Annotated in this window: 15 protein-coding genes and 7 pseudogenes; 16 read left to right on the plus strand and 6 right to left on the minus strand. The window is 75.9% G+C overall.

The annotated features are described in order from the left end of the window. Positions 1 to 66 precede the first annotated feature (66 nt). On the minus strand, positions 67 to 1164 hold the full coding sequence (locus AC1VL8_RS11675; protein WP_483075275.1) for a DUF4439 domain-containing protein: 1098 nt from the start codon (positions 1162 to 1164) through the stop codon (positions 67 to 69). 217 nt (positions 1165 to 1381) lie between these two features. Between AC1VL8_RS11675 and AC1VL8_RS11680 the strand changes: the two genes are divergently transcribed. The 5 genes and pseudogenes from AC1VL8_RS11680 (at position 1382) to rbfA (ending at position 7056) form a co-directional block, all read left to right on the plus strand. After that, the gene (locus tag AC1VL8_RS11680; protein ID WP_483075276.1) at positions 1382 to 1990 is read left to right on the plus strand and encodes a ribosome maturation factor RimP; all 609 of its coding nucleotides are present in this window, start codon (positions 1382 to 1384) and stop codon (positions 1988 to 1990) included. Position 1991: 1 nt separating this feature from the next. Then, entirely contained in the window at positions 1992 to 3089 is a 1098-nt protein-coding gene (gene nusA, locus AC1VL8_RS11685; protein ID WP_483075277.1) for a transcription termination factor NusA, read from the plus strand. A 170-nt stretch (positions 3090 to 3259) separates the two neighbouring features. Next, complete coding sequence (locus AC1VL8_RS11690; RefSeq protein WP_483075278.1) at positions 3260 to 3457, plus strand: YlxR family protein; 198 nt, start codon at positions 3260 to 3262, stop codon at positions 3455 to 3457. Between the two features lie 171 nt (positions 3458 to 3628). Continuing rightward, positions 3629 to 6508: a translation initiation factor IF-2 gene (infB, locus tag AC1VL8_RS11695; RefSeq protein WP_483075279.1), complete on the plus strand. Its 2880-nt coding sequence runs from the start codon at positions 3629 to 3631 to the stop codon at positions 6506 to 6508. A gap of 99 nt (positions 6509 to 6607) precedes the next feature. Continuing rightward, positions 6608 to 7056, plus strand: a pseudogene (rbfA, locus tag AC1VL8_RS11700) (30S ribosome-binding factor RbfA). Positions 7057 to 7122: 66 nt separating this feature from the next. Here the strand turns inward: rbfA and AC1VL8_RS11705 are convergent. Together AC1VL8_RS11705 and AC1VL8_RS11710 are read right to left on the minus strand one after the other, a co-directional pair. After that, on the minus strand, positions 7123 to 7743 hold the full coding sequence (locus AC1VL8_RS11705) for an MFS transporter (RefSeq protein ID WP_483075280.1): 621 nt from the start codon (positions 7741 to 7743) through the stop codon (positions 7123 to 7125). Positions 7744 to 7999: 256 nt separating this feature from the next. Beyond that, a pseudogene (locus AC1VL8_RS11710) lies at positions 8000 to 8692 on the minus strand (MFS transporter); the annotation flags it as partial. On the opposite strand from AC1VL8_RS11710, the gene AC1VL8_RS11715 reads away from it, so the two are divergent. The 11 genes and pseudogenes from AC1VL8_RS11715 (at position 8691) to AC1VL8_RS11765 (ending at position 19467) form a co-directional block, all read left to right on the plus strand. Then, on the plus strand, positions 8691 to 9311 hold the full coding sequence (locus AC1VL8_RS11715; protein ID WP_483075281.1) for a TetR/AcrR family transcriptional regulator: 621 nt from the start codon (positions 8691 to 8693) through the stop codon (positions 9309 to 9311). The pseudogene AC1VL8_RS11710 and the gene AC1VL8_RS11715 sit on opposite strands and share 2 nt — an antisense overlap. Before the next feature lie 104 nt (positions 9312 to 9415). Continuing rightward, positions 9416 to 10307 (plus strand): annotated as a pseudogene (gene truB / locus AC1VL8_RS11720) (tRNA pseudouridine(55) synthase TruB). 120 nt (positions 10308 to 10427) lie between these two features. Further along, a complete protein-coding gene (locus tag AC1VL8_RS11725; RefSeq protein WP_389227404.1) occupies positions 10428 to 11423 on the plus strand; it encodes a bifunctional riboflavin kinase/FAD synthetase in 996 nt (331 codons plus the stop codon). Positions 11424 to 11534: 111 nt separating this feature from the next. Then, positions 11535 to 11804: a 30S ribosomal protein S15 gene (gene rpsO, locus AC1VL8_RS11730; RefSeq protein WP_389227407.1), complete on the plus strand. Its 270-nt coding sequence runs from the start codon at positions 11535 to 11537 to the stop codon at positions 11802 to 11804. A gap of 240 nt (positions 11805 to 12044) precedes the next feature. Then, a pseudogene (locus AC1VL8_RS11735) lies at positions 12045 to 14278 on the plus strand (polyribonucleotide nucleotidyltransferase). Between the two features lies 1 nt (position 14279). Continuing rightward, positions 14280 to 15609, plus strand: a pseudogene (locus AC1VL8_RS11740) (M16 family metallopeptidase). Positions 15610 to 15747: 138 nt separating this feature from the next. Further along, on the plus strand, positions 15748 to 16377 hold the full coding sequence (locus AC1VL8_RS11745) for a TetR/AcrR family transcriptional regulator (protein ID WP_483075282.1): 630 nt from the start codon (positions 15748 to 15750) through the stop codon (positions 16375 to 16377). Continuing rightward, the gene (locus tag AC1VL8_RS11750; protein ID WP_483075283.1) at positions 16374 to 17183 is read left to right on the plus strand and encodes an NAD(P)H-dependent oxidoreductase; all 810 of its coding nucleotides are present in this window, start codon (positions 16374 to 16376) and stop codon (positions 17181 to 17183) included. The genes AC1VL8_RS11745 and AC1VL8_RS11750 overlap by 4 nt, the downstream gene beginning before the upstream one ends. A gap of 88 nt (positions 17184 to 17271) precedes the next feature. Then, positions 17272 to 18210, plus strand: coding sequence for a hypothetical protein (locus AC1VL8_RS11755; protein WP_483075284.1), 939 nt, complete (start codon positions 17272 to 17274; stop codon positions 18208 to 18210). Between the two features lie 10 nt (positions 18211 to 18220). After that, the gene (dapB, locus tag AC1VL8_RS11760; protein WP_389227426.1) at positions 18221 to 18976 is read left to right on the plus strand and encodes a 4-hydroxy-tetrahydrodipicolinate reductase; all 756 of its coding nucleotides are present in this window, start codon (positions 18221 to 18223) and stop codon (positions 18974 to 18976) included. 5 nt (positions 18977 to 18981) lie between these two features. Beyond that, on the plus strand, positions 18982 to 19467 hold the full coding sequence (locus tag AC1VL8_RS11765) for a hypothetical protein (protein ID WP_483075285.1): 486 nt from the start codon (positions 18982 to 18984) through the stop codon (positions 19465 to 19467). 54 nt (positions 19468 to 19521) lie between these two features. Here the strand turns inward: AC1VL8_RS11765 and AC1VL8_RS11770 are convergent, their stop codons facing one another. The 3 genes and pseudogenes from AC1VL8_RS11770 to AC1VL8_RS11780 all read right to left on the minus strand — a co-directional run. Then, entirely contained in the window at positions 19522 to 20241 is a 720-nt protein-coding gene (locus AC1VL8_RS11770; RefSeq protein WP_483076243.1) for an EAL domain-containing protein, read from the minus strand. A 72-nt stretch (positions 20242 to 20313) separates the two neighbouring features. Further along, positions 20314 to 20796, minus strand: a pseudogene (locus tag AC1VL8_RS11775) (GGDEF domain-containing protein); the annotation flags it as partial. Positions 20797 to 20833: 37 nt separating this feature from the next. Further along, a pseudogene (locus tag AC1VL8_RS11780) lies at positions 20834 to 21070 on the minus strand (DUF294 nucleotidyltransferase-like/CBS domain-containing protein); the annotation flags it as partial. Between the last annotated feature and the right edge of the window lie 521 nt (positions 21071 to 21591).

Genomic DNA, 21591 nt, shown 5'->3' on the forward strand with positions numbered 1-21591 from the left:
CCCGGGCTCGGGCGGGTGCCGCTCGGCGCCCTCGGGCCCCGGCGGGTGCTGCTCGGCGCCCTCGGGTCAGGGGACCGCGGGCAGGCCCGGCAGCGCGGCCGGTGCGGCGCCCCAGCCCAGGGCCGCCACCGCCGACGTCCGCAGACCGTCGACGACCGCGGTGCGGTCCGTCGTGCCGGCCGCGGACTCCAGCACCGCGTCGGCGTGCACCGCGGCCAGGTCGACCAGCAGCGCGGCGCAGGCCGCCCGGACGCCCTCGGGCGTCGTCAGGTCCCCCTCGACGGCGTAGCTCACCCGGCGGGGGTCGTCGGCGGTCCCGGCGACTCCGGCGGCCGCGGCCCAGGCGGACGCCGCGGCACGGTGCTGCGCGCCGGCGGTGCGGGCCCGGTCCCGGGCGTCGTCGGACAGCCGTGCGGCCGCGACCTCGAACCCCTGGCCCGCCTGGTCCTCCGCGAGCACGAGCGCGACGAGGGTCGCCCGGCCCAGGTCGGTCCCCGCGGCGTCGGGGTCGGGCCCGGGCGACGCGGTGGGCGAGGACGACGGCGACGGGCTCGCGGTGGCCGCGCCCGGGTCGGTGGCCGCGCCCGGGTCGGTGGCCGCGCCCGGGTCGGCGGCCGCGGCGGGGTCGGCGTCGACCGCCGGGGCCTCGACGCCGAGCGCCGCGGCGAGCAGGTCGACCAGCTGCGCGCGGGACGCGGCGACCGACGCCAGCAGCCGGGCCAGGCCGGGGTCGGTGGCCGTGCGCGCGTCGGTGCGGGCGGCGGATGCGGCCGCGCCCAGCAGGGCCAGCACCTCGGCGGGCGTCGCCGGCGTTGCCGTGGCCGTCGCGGTGGGGGTGGGGGTCGCGGCGGGCAGCCCGGAGTCGTAGACCCCGCCGAGCGCCGCCTCCTGCGTCGCCGCGGTGGTGCCGACGAGCGCCAGCAGCCCGGCGACGGGCTCCGCGGCGCCCTGCGCCGCGCCCGCGGCGGCGAGCCGCAGCTCCGTGGCGTCCGTCACGGCCGTCCGGCGCGCCTGCTCGACCGCGTCGGGCACCGGCTCGCCCGGGGGCGGCGTCTCCCACCGAACCCCGCAGCCGGTGAGCAGCAGGGCCGTCCCCGCGGCGAGCGCACCGGCGAGGGCGCGGGTGGCGAGCGGGTGGCGGTGGCGGTGGCGGGTCGTGGGCATCGGGGGCGATCCTCCCACGCCGGGGCCCGCGCACGGGCGCAGCGGCACCCCGCGGCGGCCGGGCGTCGCCGGAGTCAGTAGGCTGGTCGCAGCACGCGGTCACCGCCGCGCGCCGTTCCACGAGCAGGACCCGACAACCACACAGCGTCGACGTCCCCCGGGGCGGCGTGCGCCCGGCGACGGCCGCACCCACCGAGGACCGACACAGGAGGCCAACATGCCCGCGCCCACCAGCGCGCAGCGCATCCGGGAGACCATCGAGCCGGTGGTGACCGCCGCCGGCCTGTGGCTGGAGGACGTCGAGCTCGCGCGCGACGGCAGCAGCCACGTGGTGCGCGTCGTGGTCGACGCCCCGGAGGACGCAGAGGAGTCGGTGGACCTGGACGGCGTCGCCGAGGTGTCCCGGACGGTGTCCGACGCCCTCGACACCCTGGACGGGCTGCCGGACCGCTACACGCTCGAGGTGTCGAGCCGCGGTGCCACCGCGCCGCTGACCGCGCGCCGCCACTACACCCGCGCGCTCGGCCGCCTCGTCACGCTCACGCTGGCCGACGGCGGCACGCTGGCCGGCCGGCTGGTCGACGTGCAGGCCGCCGACGTGCAGGCGGACGCGGCCGGCGGCGACGCCGTGGTGGTCGTGCCGATCACGCCGGGGCTCAAGGGCCGCCCGGCGAAGACCGGCGACCCGGTGCGGGTGCCGCTCGCGCAGGTGCGCGACGGCCGCGTCGAGGTCGAGCTCGTGAAGGACAAGGACGACAAGAAGAAGCCGGGCGACGCCGCCGAGCGCGCCGGTGCCCCGGACGGGCCGCAGGGCCAGGAGGACTGACGTGGACATCGACATGCAGGCGCTGCGGCTCATCGAGCGCGAGCGCGAGATCAGCCTGGACGTGCTCGTCTCGGCCATCGAGCAGGCGCTCCTGTCCGCCTACCACCGGACGCCCGACGCGCACCCGGACGCCCGCGTCGAGCTGGACCGGCGCAGCGGGCACGTGACCGTGTGGGCGCGCGAGCGCACCGTGGTCCCGGCGCCGCCCGCGCCGGAGGGCGAGGACGCCGACGGCGGGACCGTGGCCGTCCCCCCGAGCACCACCACGACGGGCCCCGAGTTCGACCACACGCCCGCGGGCTTCGGCCGGATCGCGACCGCGACCGCGCGCCAGGTGATCGTGCAGCGCCTGCGCGACGCCGAGGACGACCAGGTGCTCGGCCAGTTCCGCGGCAAGGAGGGCGAGGTCCTCGGCGGCGTCATCCAGCAGGGGCGCGACCCGCGGGTCGTCCTGGTGGACGTCGGCGGGACCGAGGCGGTGCTGCCCGCGCACGAGCAGGTCCCGACCGAGAAGTACGTGCACGGCGAGCGCCTGCGCGCGCTGGTGCTGGACGTGTCGCGCGGCGCCAAGGGCCCCCAGATCACGCTGTCCCGCACCCACCCGAACCTCGTGCGCAAGCTGTTCGAGCTCGAGGTCCCCGAGATCGCCGACGGCCACGTGGAGATCACGGCGCTGGCCCGCGAGGCCGGGCACCGCTCCAAGATGGCCGTCCGCTCGCACGTCCAGGGCCTGGGCGCCAAGGGCGCGTGCATCGGCCCGCTCGGCGCCCGCGTGCGGGCCGTGATGGCGGAGCTGCACGGCGAGAAGATCGACATCGTCGACCACTCCGACGACCCGGCCGAGATGGTCGCGCACGCGCTGTCGCCGGCCCGTGTGCTGTCCGTCACGGTGGTCGACGCCGCCGCCCGTGCCGCCCGCGTGGTCGTGCCGGACTACCAGCTGTCGCTCGCGATCGGCAAGGAGGGGCAGAACGCCCGCCTCGCCGCGAAGCTCACCGGGTGGCGGATCGACATCCGCTCCGACGCGCAGGACGCGCCGGAGGACGCCGAGCAGGCCGCTCAGGACGGCGACGAGCGGGGTCCCGGTCGAGACCGGTGACCTCGCGCGCTAGACTGACGGAGGCTGGGCCGGACGCCCGGCTCTCCTCGCCGAGCAGGCGCCACCCCCGGACCCACGCAGCGGACACCGCCGCGGAGGTCGTCGTGGGTCCGGTGCGCACGTGCGTGGGGTGCCGAGCGACCGGTCCGAGGTCGGTCCTGCTGCGTGTGGTGGCGGCGACGACGGACGCGGGAGAACCCGCGGTCGTGGTCGACGTGCGCCGGGCGCTGCCGGGCCGGGGTGCGTGGCTGCACCCTGATCCTCACTGCCTCGAGCTCGCCGAGCGCCGTCGTGCGTTCCCGCGGGCCCTGCGTCTCGCAGGGCCGCTGGACACGTCCGCGGTGCGGGAGCACCTCGGGGCGCAGTGAGGGGAGACCGTCACCCGGCGACAGGGCCGGGTGGCATGTGCACATTCGACGAGGGAGCGGGACGAGAGCCGATGGCTGCCCGATGAGCACGCACCGATGAGTACCCAGCGATGAGTACCCAGCACTAATGACGGTCCGACCCTGTCTGGGCGGACCAAGACAGGGAGAGATGTGGCCAAGGTCCGCGTCTACGAGCTCGCCAAGGAGCTCGGAGTCGACAGCAAGACCCTCATGACCAAGCTGAACGATCTCGGAGAGTTCGTCCGCTCGGCATCCTCGACGATCGAACCGCCGGTGGTCCGCGAGCTGCGGGACACCTACCCGGCGGCCGGCGGGTCCAAGCCCGCCGCACGTCCGGCAGCGCCCAAGCCGGCTGCCGCGGCCCCCGCCGCGCCGGCTGCCCCGGCCCAGGCAGCTCCGGCTGCCCCGGCGCAGGCCGCTCCGGCGCCCGCCGCTCCGGCGGCGACCCCGGCCCCGGCCGCTCCGGCACCCGCCGCGCGTCCGGCCGCCCCGGCACCGGCCGCCCAGGCGACCCCGGCTCCGGCGGCCCCCGCGGCCCGTCCGGCACCGGCCCGCCCGGCCGCTCCGGCGCCGGCCGCGCCCGCCCGTCCCGCCGCCCGCTCGGGCGAGGGTCAGGGCGCGCGTCCCGGTGGCGCACCCCGTCCGGGCGCACCCCGCCCGGGCAACAACCCGTTCGCGCCGTCCCAGGGCATGCCCCGCTCCGGCGGTCCGCGTCCCGGTGGCCCGCGTCCGGGCAACAACCCGTTCGCACCCTCGCAGGGCATGCCCCGCCCGGGTGAGCGCCGGTCCTCCGAGGCGCCCGCCGCCTCGGCCGGCGCCGGTGCCCCGACCGGTGCGGGCGACCGTCCCGGCGGTCCCCGTCCCGCGGCGCCCCGTCCTGGCGGTCCCCGTCCGAACCCCGGCATGATGCCGGGTCGCAGCGCGAGCGGCGTCGGCCGCCCGGGCGAGCGTCCCGCGCGCCCCGGTGGCGGCGGTGGTCGTCCCGGCGGTGGCGGTGGCTACGGCGGCGGTGGCGCCGGTCGTCCCGGTGGTGGCGGCGGGTTCGCCGGTCGCCCCGGTGGCGGCGGTCGTCCCGGTGCCGGTGGTCGTGGCTCGACGCAGGGCGCGTTCGGTCGCGCCGGTGGCCGCCCCGTCCGCGGGCGGAAGTCGAAGCGCGCGAAGCGCCAGGAGTTCGAGCAGATGCAGGCGCCGTCGCTCGGCGGCGTGCAGGTCCCGCGCGGCAACGGCACGACCGTCGTCCGCCTGCGGCACGGCTCGTCCCTGAACGACTTCGCCGACAAGATCGACGCGAACCCCGCCTCGCTCGTCACGGTGCTGTTCCACCTCGGTGAGATGGCGACCGCGACGCAGTCGCTGGACGAGGACACCTTCGGCACCCTGGCCACCGAGCTGGGCTACGTCGTCGAGATGGTCTCGGCCGAGGAGGAGGACCGCGAGCTGCTCGGGGCCTTCGACATCGACCTGGACGCCGAGCTCGAGGCGGAGGGCGACGAGGACCTGTTCCCGCGTCCGCCGGTCGTCACGGTCATGGGTCACGTCGACCACGGAAAGACCAAGCTCCTCGACGCCATCCGGTCCACGGACGTCGTCGCGGGCGAGGCCGGCGGCATCACGCAGCACATCGGCGCCTACCAGGTCCGGACCGAGCACGAGGGCCAGGACCGGGCCATCACGTTCATCGACACCCCGGGTCACGAGGCGTTCACCGCCATGCGTGCCCGTGGTGCGCAGGTGACGGACATCGCGATCCTCGTGGTCGCGGCGGACGACGGCGTGATGCCCCAGACGATCGAGGCGCTCAACCACGCCCAGGCGGCCGGCGTGCCGATCGTGGTCGCGGTCAACAAGGTGGACAAGGAGGGGTCGAACCCCGCCAAGATCCGCCAGCAGCTCACCGAGTACAACCTGGTGGCCGAGGAGTACGGCGGCGACACGATGTTCGTCGACGTCTCCGCCAAGCAGCGGATGGGCATCGACCAGCTGCTCGAGGCCGTCCTGCTGACGGCGGACGCGGCGCTCGACCTGCGGGCGAACCCCGACAAGGACGCGCGCGGCGTGGCCATCGAGGCGAACCTCGACAAGGGCCGCGGCGCCGTCGCGACCGTCCTGGTCCAGTCCGGCACGCTGCGCGTCGGCGACGCGATCGTCGCGGGCACGGCCCACGGCCGCGTCCGGGCGATGTTCGACGAGCACGGCGAGAACGTCACCGAGGCGGGTCCGGCCCGTCCGGTGCTGGTCCTCGGCCTGGCGTCGGTGCCGAGCGCCGGCGACACCTTCCTGGTGGCACCCGACGAGCGCACCGCCCGTCAGATCGCCGAGAAGCGCGAGGCCGCCGAGCGCGCCGCCCTCCTGGCCAAGCGCCGCAAGCGCGTCAGCCTCGAGGACTTCACGCTCGCGCTGCAGCAGGGCAAGGTCGAGACCCTCAACCTGGTCCTCAAGGGCGACGTGTCCGGTGCCGTCGAGGCGCTGGAGGACGCGCTGCTCAAGATCGACGTGGGCGACGAGGTCGAGCTGCGCGTCATCCACCGCGGTGTCGGTGCGATCACGCAGAACGACGTCAACCTCGCCACCGTCGACTCGGCGATCATCATCGGCTTCAACGTCAAGTACGCGGAGCGGGTCGAGGACCTGGCCGAGCGCGAGGGCGTGGACGTCCGGTTCTACTCGGTCATCTACCAGGCGATCGACGACGTCGAGGCGGCCCTCAAGGGCATGCTCAAGCCGGAGTACGAGGAGGTGCAGCTCGGTTCCGCCGAGGTGCGCGAGGTGTTCCGCTCCTCCAAGTTCGGCAACATCGCCGGCTCGATCGTCCGGTCCGGGGAGATCCGCCGCAACACCAAGGCGCGGGTGCTCCGCAAGGGCGTCGTCATCGGCGACAACCTCACCATCGAGTCGCTCAAGCGGTTCAAGGACGACGCCACCGAGGTCCGCGAGGGCTTCGAGTGCGGTATCGGCCTCGGCTCGTACAACGACGTCTCCGAGGGCGACGTCATCGAGACCTGGGAGATGCGCGAGAAGCCTCGCGCCTGATCCCTCGTCCTACCTGCGGGTCTGCCCCCACGCCTCGTGCGTGGGGGCGGGCCCGCGGCCGTCTGCCCGCCACCTGCGCGGGCGCAGGAAGGAGCAGTCATGGTGGACCACCCGAGGGCGCGCAAGCTGGCGGACCGCATCCAGCAGATCGTCGCGCAGATGATCGACACCCGGGTCAAGGACCCCCGTCTGGGCTTCGTCACCGTGACGGAGGTCCGGGTCACCGGCGACCTGCAGCACGCGAGCGTGTTCTACACGGTGCTCGGCGACGAGGAGGCCCGCCAGGGCTCCGCCGCCGCGCTGGAGAGCGCCAAGGGCCTGATCCGGTCCGAGGTCGGCAAGCAGACCGGCGTGCGGCTCACCCCGACGCTGGAGTTCCACCTCGACGCGGTGCCGGAGACGGCGGCGCACCTGGACGCGGCGCTGCTCGAGGCCGCGCGTCGGGACCGCGAGGTCGCCGCACTCGCCGCGGGCGCGCAGCACGCGGGGAGGCGGACCCGTACCGCAAGCCCGCGGAGGACGAGGACGACGAGGCCGAGCAGGCCTGACGCCCCGCGCGACGAGGCCCGGACCCCACGTGGGGGTCCGGGCCTCGTCGCGTCGGCGCCCTGCGGTCAGCGCGGGACGGCGCCGCCCGGCAGGACCTGGCCGGCGCCGCCCGGCAGGACCTGGCCGGCGCTGCCCGGCAGCTCCCGGCCCGTGTCGCGGGGCATCGCGAGCGACGCGACGGCGGCCGCGGCGATGACGGCCGCCCCGACCAGCACGGCGGGCCGCAGGCCCTGGGCGAACGCGTCGGGGGTGATCGCCCCGTCGGCGGCCTGGAACACGGCGGTGAGGACGGCGACGCCGAGCGCGACCCCGACCTCGCGCAGGGTGGAGTTGGTCGACGACGCGGTGCCGTGGTCGTCGGGCGCCATGTCCGCGAGCACGGCCGTCGCCGACGGGGCGAACGTCAGGCCCATCCCGATCCCGGCGAGCAGCAGCCCCGGCACCAGCGGGGCGTAGCCGGCCGTGCCGGTCGCCACCAGCGCGAGCCAGGCGAGTCCCGCGGCCTGGAGCACCAGCCCGGCGGTCAGCAGGGGCCGGACGCCGACCCGCGGGGCGAGCATCCCGGCGAGCGGGGCGAACACCATCGGCGCGGCGGTCCACGGCAGGGTGCGCAGGCCGGCCTGGAACGGCGAGTGGCCCTGCACGACCTGGAGGTACTGCGCCAGCAGGAACACGGCGCCGAACACCCCGAGCGAGAACGCCAGACCGGTGACGTTCGCGACCGCGAAGCTTCCGGGACCGGAACAGCCGCAGCGGCACGAGCGGGTGCGGCGTGCGGGCCTGGTGGCGGACGAAGAGCACCAGCGCGACCAGGCCGACGACGACCGGGCCGAGGACGCCGGTCGAGGTCCAGCCGTCGTCGTTCCCGTGCACGACGCCCCAGACGACGCCGAGCACGCCCGTCGCGGCCAGCAGCAGACCGAGCACGTCGAGCCGCTGGGCGCGGCCGCGCTGCTCGGGCAGGGCGCGGAGCACCAGCGGGACGGCCACGAGTGCCACGGGCACGTTGATCCAGAACATCGCCTGCCAGGAGATGCCCTCGACGACGGCGCCGCCGACCACGGGCCCGAGCGCGACGCCGAGACCGGAGACGCCGCCCCAGACGCCGATGGCCATCGCGCGGCGGGCGGGCGGGACGGCGGCGGCGAGCAGGGTGAGCGACAGCGGCATGATCGCCGCGGCGCCGACGCCCTGGACCGCGCGGGCCAGCACGAGGGCGCCGGGGGAGTCGGCCAGCGCGGCGCCGACCGAGGCGAGGGCGAACACCGCGATGCCGCCGAGGAACGTGCGGCGCCGGCCCCACCGGTCGCCGAGCGTGGCCGCGGCGATCATCAGCGTGGCGAACGCGAGCGTGTAGGCGTTGACGACCCACTGGAGGTCGGTGAGCGAGGCGGCGAGCTCGGACTGCAGCACCGGCAGGGCGCTGGTGACGACCAGGTTGTCGAGCGTCGCCATGAACATCGGCAGCGACGCGGCGACCAGCGCCAGCGCGACGGGGACGGGTCGGCGGAGCGGCGCGGGGCCGGGGGTGCGCCCCGGGGCGGGCAGGACGGTCGGCGCGGACATGGCAGCTCCTGTATGCATCGGATGATTACAAGGAGGACCGTAGGCATCGGCTGATAACCTGTCAACCATGAGCAGCGCCACCACCGCCCGCGCGCCCCGGATGTCCGGGGAGCAGCGCCGCGAGCAGATCCTGGCCGCCGCCCTGGCGGTGTTCGCCGCCGGCGGGTACGACGGGACGACGACCGACCAGGTCGCCCGGGCCGCGGGGGTGTCCCAGCCCTACGTCGTGCGGCTGTTCGGCTCCAAGCAGCAGCTGTTCCTCGAGCTGTACCGCTCCGTGACCGACCGGGTCCTCGAGGCGGTCGCCGCGGTCGAGCCCGGCCCGGACGCCGCCGCGCGCGTCGGGCGGGCCTACATCGAGCTCATGGCCGACCGGGACCTGCTGCGCGTCCTCATGCACGGGTTCATCGCCGGGGACGACGAGATCGGCACCCTGGCGCGCCGCACGCTCGGCGAGGTGTTCCGGATGTTCCGGGTGCAGGTCGCCGACGAGGTCGTGCAGGACCCGGCCGAGGGGGAGGTCGCGCAGGAGGCCGACGAGGCCGCGCGCCGGTTCGTCGCCGACGGCATGCTCATCAACGTCCTGCTCGCCGTCGACGCGTTCGGGCACCAGGGGGACGACCCGGGCCTGGACGCGCTGCTGCTGTGCCTGGGCGAGGAGACCATCGCGGCGGGGGTGTCCCGGTGAGCGCCGCGGAGCGCCCTGCGGCCGCCGACGGTCCTGCCCGCGGCGACCGCCCTGCCCGCGGCGACCGCCCCGCCCGCCCGCGCCGCCCGACCGCGCCCGACGGCCTGCTGGTCGTCGACAAGCCGCAGGGCTGGACCAGCCACGACGTGGTCGCCAAGGCGCGCGGCCTCGCCGGCACCCGCAAGGTCGGGCACGCCGGCACCCTCGACCCGATGGCCACCGGCGTGCTCGTGCTCGGCGTCGGCCGCGCGACCCGGCTGCTGACCTACGTGGTCGGCGCGGACAAGGAGTACACCGCGACCATCCGGCTCGGTGTCGCGACGACCACGGACGACGCCGAGGGCGAGGAGACCACCCGCGCCGACGCGTCGGGCGTCACCGCGGCGGCCCTCGCGACGGGCGTGGCCGCGCTCACCGGGCCGATCAGCCAGGTCCCGAGCGCCGTCAGCGCGATCAAGGTCGACGGGCAGCGCGCGTACGCCCGGGTCCGGGCGGGGGAGGACGTCGAGCTCGCGGCGCGGCCGGTCACGATCGGCCGGTTCGAGGTGCACGAGGTCCGACCGGGCACGCTCGAGGACGGCACGGTGGTCCAGGACGTCGACGTGACGGTGGTCTGCTCGTCCGGCACCTACATCCGGGCGCTGGCCCGGGACCTCGGCCGCGACCTCGGTGTCGGCGGGCACCTGACCGCGCTGCGGCGCACCCGGGTCGGCGGGTACGGGATCGACGGGGCGCGGGACCTCGACGCGCTGGACGCGTGGCCGGCGGACGTGCCGCTGGACACGCTGCCGCTCGCCGACGCCGCGCGCGCGACGTTCCCGGTGCGCGAGCTGCACCGCGGACGAGGCGCGCGCCCTGTCGTTCGGGCAGCGGATCCCCGCGGGCGGCACCGGGCCCGTCGTCGTGGCGGCGCTGTCGCCCGCCGGCGAGCTGGTGGCCCTGCTCGAGGACCGCGGGCCGCACGCCCGGCCGGTGCTGGTGTTCGCCGCGGCCTGAGCGCCCGCCCGCCCCGGCCGGCGTGGCAGCGACCACCCCCGCAGGCGTGGGAGGCTGGTCCCCGCGCCGGACCGCCCGGCGTGCAGGGCGCCGCGACGGCGCCGGGCGACGGGAGTGCGTGTGCATCGCTGGACGGACCTGGCGCAGGTCCCCGCGGACTTCGGGCCGTCGGTGGTGACGGTCGGCAACTTCGACGGGGTGCACCGCGGGCACGTGGGCGTGCTCACCCGCATGGTCGCCGACGCGCGCGCGGCGGGTGCCCGGTCGGTCGCGGTGACGTTCACCCCGCACCCGCAGCAGGTGCACCGGCCCGACGAGGCCCCGCCGCTGCTCACCGGCGACACCGACCGCCTCGAGCTGCTCGAGGGCACCGGCCTCGACGCCGTGCTGCTGCTCACCTACACGCTGGAGTTCGCGCAGCAGACCCCCGAGGAGTTCGTCCGCCGGTACCTGGTCGACGGGCTGCGCGCCCGCACCGTGGTCGTCGGCCGTGACGTGCGGTTCGGCCGGGGCAACGCGGGCGACCTGTCGACGATGGTCGCGCTGGGCGAGCGGTTCGGGTTCGCGGTCGAGGTGATCGAGGACGTCGCGCCCGACGGGGACGAGGACGTCGCCGGGCTGGACGACCCGCTGCGCCGCCGCTGGTCCTCCACGTGGGTGCGCGAGCTGCTGGCGGCCGGTGACGTGCGGCAGGCCGCGCGCGTGCTCGGTCGCCCGCACCGGGTGCGCGGGACGGTCGTGCACGGCGACGCGCGCGGGCGCGAGCTCGGGTACCCGACGGCGAACCTCGGGCCGGACGCGACCGGCATGGTCCCCGCGGACGGCGTGTACGCGGGGTGGCTGCGCCGGCCGTCGCTGCCGGCGGGCGACCCGGACGCCGTGCTGCCCGCTGCGGTGTCGATCGGCACCAACCCGACCTTCGACGGGCTGCAGCGCCGGGTCGAGGCGTACGTGCTCGACCGGACCGACCTGCACCTGTACGGCGAGGAGGTCGTGCTGGACCTGGTCGAGCGCCTGCGGCCGACGCTGCGGTTCGACTCGGTGGACGCGCTCGTCGAGCGGATGCACGAGGACGTCGAGGCCGTCCGGCAGGTGCTGCGGCCCGTCGCCGGCTGAGACCCCGTGGTCGGCTGATACGATCGGACAGCCGTCAGAACGGCCGCGGACCGAGAGCGCCCGGGTGGACCTGCCCCGGAGCACCGCGCAACAAGACACATCAGGAGAGTCGTGCCCCTCGACAGCGCCACCAAGAAGTCCATCATGGCCGAGTACGCCACCCACGAGGGTGACACCGGCTCGCCGGAGGTCCAGATCGCGATGCTGACGCAGCGAATCAACGACCTGAACGAGCACCTCAAGACGCACAAGCACGACCACCACAGCCGCCGTGGCCTGCTGCTGCTGGTCGGCCAGCGTCGTCGCCTGCAGGGCTACCTGCAGAAGGTCGACATCGAGCGCTACCGCAGCCTGATCCAGCGGCTCGGCCTGCGTCGTTGACCGCCTGACCGGCCCGGACCCCGCACGGGGTCCGGGCTGGTCCTGCGTCGGGCCCCCGGGCCGCGACGCGCGCACCACCTGAGCAGCACCCGCACCACCCGCAGCACCAGCACCACCTCAGTCCGCGCCGGTCGACGCGCTCGGTCCTCGGTAGTGGCACCCGGAGCCTGATCGCTCCGGGTACCTCGATCGAAGACCGCCGTGACCGGTCCGGCGCCTTCGACACAAAGGAGGGCACCCGTGGAGGGTCCCGAGATCCAGTTCGCCGAGGCCGTGATCGACAACGGTCGCTTCGGCACCCGCACCGTCCGCTTCGAGACCGGCCGCCTCGCCAAGCAGGCCGCCGGCTCCGCGATGGCCTACCTCGACGGCGAGACGGCCCTGCTGTCCGCCACGACGGCCGGCAAGCACCCCAAGGACCAGTTCGACTTCTTCCCGCTCACGGTGGACGTCGAGGAGCGGCAGTACGCCGCCGGCAAGATCCCCGGCTCGTTCTTCCGTCGCGAGGGTCGCCCCTCGACGGACGCGATCCTGGCCTGCCGCCTGATCGACCGCCCGCTGCGCCCCCTGTTCGTCAAGGGCCTGCGCAACGAGGTCCAGGTCGTCATCACCGTCCTGGCGATCCACCCGGACGACGCCTACGACGTGCTCGCGATCAACGCCGCGTCCATCAGCACCCAGATCTCCGGCCTGCCGTTCTCCGGCCCGGTCGGTGCCGTGCGCATCGCGCTGATCGACGGCCAGTGGGTCGCGTTCCCGCGCTACACCGAGCGCGAGCGCGCCACGTTCGAGATCGTCGTCGCCGGTCGCGTCGTCGGTGACGACGTCGCCATCGCGATGATCGAGGCCGAGGCGCCCGAGAAGTCCTGGAACCTCATCAAGGACGAGGGCGGCGTCGCCCCCACCGAGGCCGTCGTGGCCGAGGGCCTCGAGGCCTCCAAGCCGTTCATCAAGGCCCTGGTCGAGGCGCAGCAGCAAGCTCGCCGCGCAGGCCGCCAAGGAGACCCGCGACTTCCCGACGTTCCCGGACTACCAGCCGGACGCGTACGAGGCCGTCGAGGGTGCCGCGCAGGCCAAGATCAACGAGGCCATGCAGATCGCGGACAAGCAGACCCGCGAGGGCCGCCTGGACGAGGTCAAGGTCGAGGTGCTCGCCGAGCTCGGCGCGTCGTTCGAGGGCCGCGAGAAGGAGCTTCTCCGCCGCGGTGCGCGCCGTGACCAAGAAGGTCATCCGCCAGCGCATCCTCACGGACGGCTTCCGCATCGACGGCCGCGGGCTGCGGGACATCCGCACCCTGTCCGCCGAGGTCGAGGTCCTGCCCCGCGTGCACGGCTCGGCGCTGTTCGAGCGCGGCGAGACCCAGATCATGGGTGTCACCACGCTGAACATGCTCCGCATGGAGCAGCAGATCGACTCGCTCTCCCCGGAGACGCGCAAGCGCTACATGCACAACTACAACTTCCCGCCCTACTCGACCGGTGAGACCGGCCGCGTGGGCTCGCCGAAGCGGCGCGAGATCGGGCACGGCGCGCTCGCCGAGCGCGCGATCATGCCGGTGCTGCCGAGCCGCGAGGAGTTCCCCTACGCGATCCGGCAGGTCTCCGAGGCCCTGGGCTCCAACGGCTCGACCTCGATGGGCTCCGTCTGCGCCGCGACGCTGTCGCTGCTGAACGCCGGTGTGCCGCTGCGCGCCCCGGTCGCCGGCATCGCGATGGGCCTCGTGTCCGACACGGTCGACGGTGAGACCCGCTACGCGGCGCTGACCGACATCCTCGGCGCCGAGGACGCGTTCGGCGACATGGACTTCAAGGTCGCCGGCACCCGCGAGTTCGTCACGGCCATCCAGCTCGACACCAAGCTCGACGGCATCCCCGCCTCCGTGCTGGCCGACGCGCTGACCCAGGCCAAGGAGGCGCGCCTCGCGATCCTCGACGTGCTGAACGAGGCCATCGACGTCCCCGACGAGATGTCCCCGAACGCCCCGCGCGTCATCACGGTGAAGGTCCCCGTCGACAAGATCGGCGAGGTCATCGGCCCGAAGGGCAAGATGATCAACCAGATCCAGGAGGAGACCGGCGCCGACATCTCCATCGAGGACGACGGCACGGTCTACATCGGCGCGACCGACGGTCCGTCGGCCGAGGCCGCGCGGGCCGCGATCAACGCGATCGCGAACCCGCACATGCCGGAGATCGGCGAGCGCTTCGTCGGCACGGTCGTCAAGACGACCACCTTCGGCGCCTTCGTCTCGCTCTCCCCGGGCAAGGACGGCCTGCTGCACATCTCGCAGATCCGTCGCCTGGTCGGTGGCAAGCGCGTCGACAAGGTCGAGGACGTCCTCGGCGTGGGCCAGAAGGTCCAGGTCGAGATCGGCGAGATCGACCCGCGCGGCAAGCTCTCGCTGCACGCCGTCGTCGAGGACGCGGCGGGCGAGGAGTCCGCGGACGCCTCCACCGAGCCGACCGACGCCTGACGTGCCGCTGGACCTCCCCCTCGTCGCGCCCGGCTCGCCGGGTGCCGACGTGACCGCCGGGCAGGCGGGTGACGGATCCGTCCGTCGCTCCGTCCTGCCCGGCGGGGTCCGCCTGCTCACCGAGCACGTCCCCGGCGTGCGCTCCGCGACCGTCGGGGCGTGGGTCGGGGTCGGGTCCCGGGACGAGAGCGACGGCCACCACGGCTCGACGCACTTCCTCGAGCACCTGCTGTTCAAGGGGACCACGCGGCGCACGGCGATGGACATCGCCGAGGCGTTCGACGAGGTCGGCGGCGAGGCGAACGCGGCCACGGGCAAGGAGCACACCTGCTACTACGCCCGGGTGCTCGACGAGGACCTGCCGATGGCGGTCGACGTCATCACCGACATGGTCACCTCGGCGCGGCTGGACACCGACGAGCTCGAGACCGAGCGCGGGGTCATCCTCGAAGAGCTCGCGATGAACGACGACGACCCGAGCGACGTCGTGCACGAGCGGTTCGCCACGGTCGTGCTGGGCGAGCACCCGCTCGGCCGGCCGATCGGCGGCACCCCGGACACGATCCGCGCCGTCCCGCGCGACGCCGTCTGGGAGCACTACCGCCAGCACTACCGGCCCGCGACGCTCGTCGTCACGGCCGCCGGGAACGTCGACCACGACGTGCTGGCCGACCAGGTCGTGCGCGCGCTCGGCGACGGCGGCTGGTCCCTGACCGACGGCGGCGCCCCCGCGGCCCGCCGCGGCCCCGGCGACGTCGTCGCGGTCACCGAGACCGCCGCCGAGCTGTCGGTCCGGCGGCCCACGGAGCAGGCCAACGTCATCGTCGGCGGCACCGGGCTCACCGCGACCGACCCGCGGCGGTTCACGCTGTCCGTGCTGAACGCGGTGCTGGGCGGCGGCATGTCGTCGCGGCTGTTCCAGGAGATCCGCGAGAAGCGGGGCCTGGCCTACTCGACGTACTCGTTCTCGTCCGGCCACGCCGACACGGGGGTGTTCGGCCTGTACGCGGGCTGCGCGCCGGCCAAGGTCGACGAGGTCACCGCGTTGATGGTCGTCGAGCTCGAGCGGCTCGCCGAGGGCGGCATCACGGAGGCCGAGCTGCGCCGGTCGATCGGGCAGCTGTCCGGCGGGCTGGTGCTCGGCCTCGAGGACTCGGGCTCCCGGATGAGCCGGCTCGGCAAGTCCGAGCTGGTGCACGGCGAGCTCGCTGTCCACCCAGGAGTCGCTGGACCGCGTCCGCGCGGTCACCGCGCGCGAGGTGGCGGAGCTCGCGGCCGAGCTCGCCGGTCGACCGCGGTCGGTCGTCCGCGTCGGCCCGTTCGGCGACTGAGCGGCACGCACCAGCAGCCGCACCTCCCAGGAGCCGGGTCCCGTACGGGACCCGGCTCCTCGGCTTCCCGGCGTCGCGCTCTTTGGCTACCAGTGGTAAGTTACCAACGGTAAGCAGGAGTCGACCGAGGAGCCCCTGATGGACGACGCACCCGCCGGCCCGCGCCGGCGCCTGACGAAGCCGGAGCGCCATGCGCAGCTCGTGGCCGTCGCGCGGGACCTGATCCGCGACGTCGGGACCGACGAGCTCACGCTCGGCCGGCTCGCCGAGCGCGCGGGCGTCACCAAGCCGCTGGTCTACGACCACTTCGGCGACCGCTCCGGTCTCCTCGCCGAGCTCTACCGGGAGTTCGAGGAGCGGCAGCGGGCGACGCTCGCGGTCGCGCTCGACGGCGCGGAGCCCCGGCTGACGACGGTCGCGGAGCTCGTCGCGGGCGCATACGTCGACTGCTGCCTCGCCGAGGGCCGGGAGCTCGCCGACGTCGTGGCCGCCCTCGCGGGATCGCCGACGCTCACCGCGCTGCGGCACGAGGCCGAGGACGCGTACCTGGTGATGTGCCGGGACGCGCTCGAGCCGCTGGCCGGCCCGGTCGACGCCGCCGGCCTGCACGCGCTCACCGGTGCGGGGGACGCGCTCGCCCGCGCGGCGCTCGCCGGCCGGATCACGCCCGGGCGGGCGCGCGCGGCGCTCGCGCGGGTCGTCGTCGCCGTCGCGACCGAGGAGCCCGCGCCGACCGACCCCACCGACCCGACGGAGGCCACCGCATGACGATCGCGCACCCCACCCGCCCCGGCAGCGCCCTGTGGGTCTCGGCCCACGCGCGCCGCGGCTCGTTCAACGAGCGGCTGTTCCAGGAGGGCGTCGACGCGCTCTCGTCCCGCTACGACGTGGCGACGACCGACCTGTACGCGCAGGGCTTCGACCCGGTGCTGGACGACCGCGACCTCGGCGACCTCGCGGCCCGGCCGGGCAACATCGCCCAGCTGGCGGGCGAGTCCTACGCGGCGGGTCAGCTGCCCGCGGACGTGCGCGCGGAGCAGGCCAAGCTCGCGGCGGCGGAGCTGCTCGTGCTGCAGTTCCCGCTGTGGTGGTACGGGCCGCCCGCGATCCTCAAGGGCTGGTTCGACCGCGTGCTCACCGCGGGGTTCGCGTACGGCGACCAGGACCCCGACCTCGGGGTGCCCCGGCGCTACGGCGACGGCGGCCTGCTCGGGCGGCGCGCGCTCGTCGTGGTGACCGCCGGGGAGGACGCCGCCTCGATCGGCCCGCGCGGCATCAGCGGCGACCTCGAGTCGCTGCTGTTCCCCGTCACGCACGGCGTGCTCTGGTACGTGGGGATCGACGTGCTCGACCTGCACGTCGTGCACGACGCCGACGCGCTCGGGGCCGACGGGGTGCAGCGCGAGGTCGCGCGCCTGCGGGAACGGCTGCGCACGCTGGACGCCGAGCCGGTCCGGCGGTTCCGCCGGCTGCGGGACGGCGACTACCGGGGGACCCGGGCCCTGCGCGCGGACCTCCTGCCGGGGCGCACCGACCTCGGCATCCACGAGGTCGACGAGCGCCCGGGCGCCTGACGGGCCGGTCACGGGGCCCAGGTCCGTGCCCCGGGCCCCGGGCCTCAGGTCCCGTTCCACCGGGGCGGTGCCGGGGCGATCATGGGGCATGGCCGCCGTCGAGCTCGTCCGCACCGCCGTCCCCGTCGCCCCGACGCGTGCCGGGCACGACCTCGCCCCGACGCGTGCAGGGCACGACCTCGTCGAGGCGCTCTGGGTCGCCCGGGCGCCGCACGGCGCGCCCCCGCGCGTCGCCCTGCCCGACGGGCGACCTGCCGCGGTGGTCCGGCTCGGCGGCGCGGTCCGGTGGGTCGACCCGTTCAGCGGCGAGCACGAGGTCGTCACCAGCGTGCTGCGCGGACCGCGGTCGGCGCCGCAGCTGCTGCTGGCCCACGACGCCGACGCCCCGGCGTGGGAGGTGGGCGCGCGGCTCGCGCCCTGGGCGCTGTCCGCGCTGCACCCGGACGGGTTCCTGGTGGACGACCACCGTCCGCTCGGGGCGGCGCTCGGGCTCGGCGAGGGCGTGCTCGAGGCCCGCCTGCGCGCGTGCTGGGCGCCGGCCGACGGGGGCGACGAGCCGGACGCCGCCGGTCGCGCCGCCGGTCGGGCGGGTGCCGAGCGGGCCGCTGCCGTCGCTGCGGCGCGGGTGCTCGAGGACGCTCTGCACGCCGCCGTGCGCCGACCGGTGCCGCCGGCGCACCACGCCGACCTCGCCCGGGTCGTGCGGGTCGCGGACGCCGAGCGCGGGCTCCTGCGGCAGATCGACCTCGCCCGGTCGGTCGAGCGGTCGCTCGCGTCGCTGCACGCCCTGTTCGCGGCGTACGTCGGCGTGACGCCGAGCGCGTACCTGTCGGCGGTGCGGATGTCCTGCGCGGTGCGCGAGCTCGGGGTCGACGACCGCGGCGACGCCGCCCGGGTGGTCGCGGTGCTGCGGTCCTACGTGGACGCGGGGTACGCGCCCCGGGAGGTCGAGCGGTTCACGGGGCTGAGCGCGCTGGACCTGCGCCGGTCCGTGCGCGGCATGGAGGTGCTGCTCGCGACCGTCTAGGGTCGCACCCGTGAGCGATGTGACACCGGTGGCCGTGCTGGGCGCGGCAGGACGGATGGGACGGGCCGTCGTCGAGGCCGTCGAGGCGGCGCCCGACCTGGAGCTGGTCGCCGCGCTGGAGCGCGGGGACGACGTCGCGGCGGTCGCCGCGACCGGGGCCCGGGTCGCCGTGGACTTCACCGTCCCGGACGTCACCGAGGCGAACGTGCGGTCGCTGGTCGCGCAGGGCGTGCACGTGGTGGTCGGCACCACCGGCTGGACGCCCGAGCGGCTCGGCCGGGTCGAGGCCGAGCTCGCCGCGCACCCGGGCGTCGGCGTGCTGGTCGCCCCGAACTTCGCGCTGGGCGCGGTGCTGGCGATGGCGTTCGCGGCCCGCGCGGCCCGGTGGTTCGAGTCGGTCGAGGTCGTCGAGCTGCACCACCCGGACAAGGTCGACGCGCCGTCGGGCACGGCCCGGCACACCGCGCAGGCGGTCGCCCGGGCCCGCCGCGAGGCCGGTCTCGGCCCGGTGCCGGACGCCACGACCAGCGCGCTCGACGGGGCCCGCGGCGCGGACGTCGACGGCGTCCGGGTGCACGCGGTCCGCCTGCGGGGGCTCGTCGCGCACGAGGAGATCCTGCTCGGCAACGCCGGTGAGCAGCTGACCATCCGGCACGACTCGTTCGACCGGGTCTCGTTCATGCCGGGCGTCCTGCACGCGGTCCGCCAGGTCGGCGACCGGCCCGGCCTGACCGTCGGGCTCGAGCACTACCTGGACCTGGGGTGACCGGGGTGACCGGCACCCCGAGCGCCTCCCGCCGCAACCGCACCGCGCTGGTCGCGGCCCTGGCGCTGACCGCGCTGCTCGGGCTGTACCTCTGGCTGGTCGTGACGCGCGCGGTCGCGCTGATCGGCACCGGCGAGCCCGTCGCGATCGGCCTGGGCGTGGCGTTCGCGGTGCTGCCGCTGCTGGTGCTCGGGCTGATCGCGCGCGAGTGGCTGCTGGCGGTCGACGTGCAGCGGATGGCCGACACCCTCGCCGCACGGGGCGAGCTGCCCGTCGACGACCTGCCGCGCAGCCCCGGCGGCCGGATCGACCGGGCGGCCGCGACCGTCGCGTTCGACGCCGCGCGCGCGGAGGCCGAGGCGGCGGGGCCCGGCGACTGGGGCGCGTGGTACCGGCTCGCGTTCGCGTACGACGCCGCGGGCGACCGGCGGCGGGCGCGGGAGGCGCTGCGGCGCGCGTCGCGGGTGCACCGCGGGCGGCCCGCGGACTGACCCGACGTGACGTGACGTGACCGGTCGGGGCGGGGTCCCCGGCCGGTGCGGGTCTCAGGCCGGTGCGGCGAGGTACGCGGTCAGCGCGGCGTCCGACATCGGACGCGCGACACCGAAGCCCTGCACCAGCGGGATCCCGGCGGCCCGAAGCGCCGCGAGCTGCTCCGGCGTCTCGACGCCCTCGGCGACCACGGCCATGCCGTGCTCCGCCGCCATCCGCTGCACCACCTCGACCAGCAGCGCGTCGAACGGGTCGTCCAGCATCCCCGCGACCACCGAGCGGTCGATCTTCACCACGTCCACCGGCAGCCTCCCGATCTGGCGCAGCCCGGACATCGCACCGCCGAGGTCGTCGAGCGCGATCGGCACCCCCGCGTCGCGCAACGTGCGCAGCGCCGCGTCGGCCCCGGCGATCTGGGCGTCGCTCGCGGCCTCGGACAGCTCCAGGCGGACCGCGGCGTGCGGGGTGCCGGTGCCGTCGAGGACCGCCAGGACGCGCTCGGCGAGCAGCACCTCCTCCAGCGCGGCGGGGGACAGGTTGACGTTCACCACGCCCGGGGCCCGGGCACCGAGCGTCGCCGGCCAACCCGCACGGTCCCGGCACGCGCGCTCCAGGACCCACAGGTCCAGCTCCAGCGACCGGCCGGACCGGGCGGCGCGGTCCAGGGGGGTGGCGGGTCCGCCGAGCCGGCCGTCGGGGTCCCGGGTGCGCAGCAGCGCCTCGACCTCGTGCACGCTCCCGTCGGCGGTCGCGGCGATCGGCTGGTAGTGCACCTCCAGGCCCGGCCACGCACGGGCGGGGTCGTCGGCGGCGGGGCCCGCGTCGGCCCCCGCGAGCCGGACCCGGTCCCCGCCGGCCTTCTTCGCGCCGTACATCGCCACGTCCGCCTCGCGCAGCAGCTGGTCGCTGTCGACCAGGGGCCCCGCGCCGACCGCCAGCCCGACGCTCGCCCGGGAGTGCGCGGCGTCGGGGAGCAGCGGGTCGGGGGCGGCGACGGCGACGCGCAGCACCTCGCCGAGCTCGAGGGCGCGGGCGCGCCAGGTGTCGTCCGGGGACTGCGGGGCGAGCAGGCGGGCGACGGCGAACTCGTCGCCGCCGAGCCGGCCCACGACATCGCCGTGCCGGGCGACCGCGGCGAGCCGGGTCGCCACCGAGTGCAGCAGCGCGTCCCCGGCCGAGTGGCCCAGGCCGTCGTTGACCGCCTTGAGCCGGTCGAGGTCGAGGAACGCCAGCACCACCGCGCCGCCGCCGTCCCGGGCGTCCGCGCACAGCTCCCGCAGACCGTCGACGAACCGCGCGCGCGACGTCACACCGGTCAGGTGGTCGTGCGAGGCCTCGTGGGCGAAGCTCGGCGGCCAGCGCTTCCATCAGCGTCGTCGGGTCGAGGATCCCCACGGGCGTGCCCGCGTCGTCGGTGACGACCATGTCCGAGTACCCGTCGCCCAGCGCCAGCCGCTCGGCGGCCACCGTGAGCGACGCCGTGACCGCGACCGACGGCACGTCCCAGCGCGCGATCTCCGCGACGGGCCGCCGGTTCCACAGCGACCGGCCGAACCCGTACCGTCCCGTCATCGTCGTGAGGAAGTCCTTGCGGGCGACCATGCCGTACGGGCCGCCGGCCTCCCGGGGCGCGACGAGCACCGACGACCCCGTCCACCGCGTGCGGAACCCGACGTCCACTGACTCGCAGGAGTCGCCCGGCGCGACGACCACGGGGTCGGACACGAGGTCGGCGAGGGACCGGCCGCGGTCGGCGCGGCGCCAGGGCGCTCGGGAGGGCGCGCGGGACGGCGCGCGGGAGGGGGCGGACGCGAGGGTCTGCGGGGGCACGCCCGTCACGATCGCCCGGCGGCGCGCTGACCTGAGGGTTCGCCGCGCGCCGCCGTCCGGAGTTCGCCACGCGTTCACCCCGGGTCACCCGCCCGGGTGGCCTCGTCACCCGGCCGGGTGGCCCCGTCGCCCGTCCGGCCGACCTCGGGTGGATCCACCCCGCGGTGCCCCGGGGTCGTGTGGATCCACTCCGCAGTCCCACCCGGGTCGGGTGGATCCACCCTGTGCGGGTGTGGAAGGTCCACGTCGACACGCGCGGGCGTGTCTCGCCGGATGGATCCACACCGGGCTGG

The sequence above is a fragment of the Cellulomonas sp. KU4C genome (genome assembly GCF_056868065.1).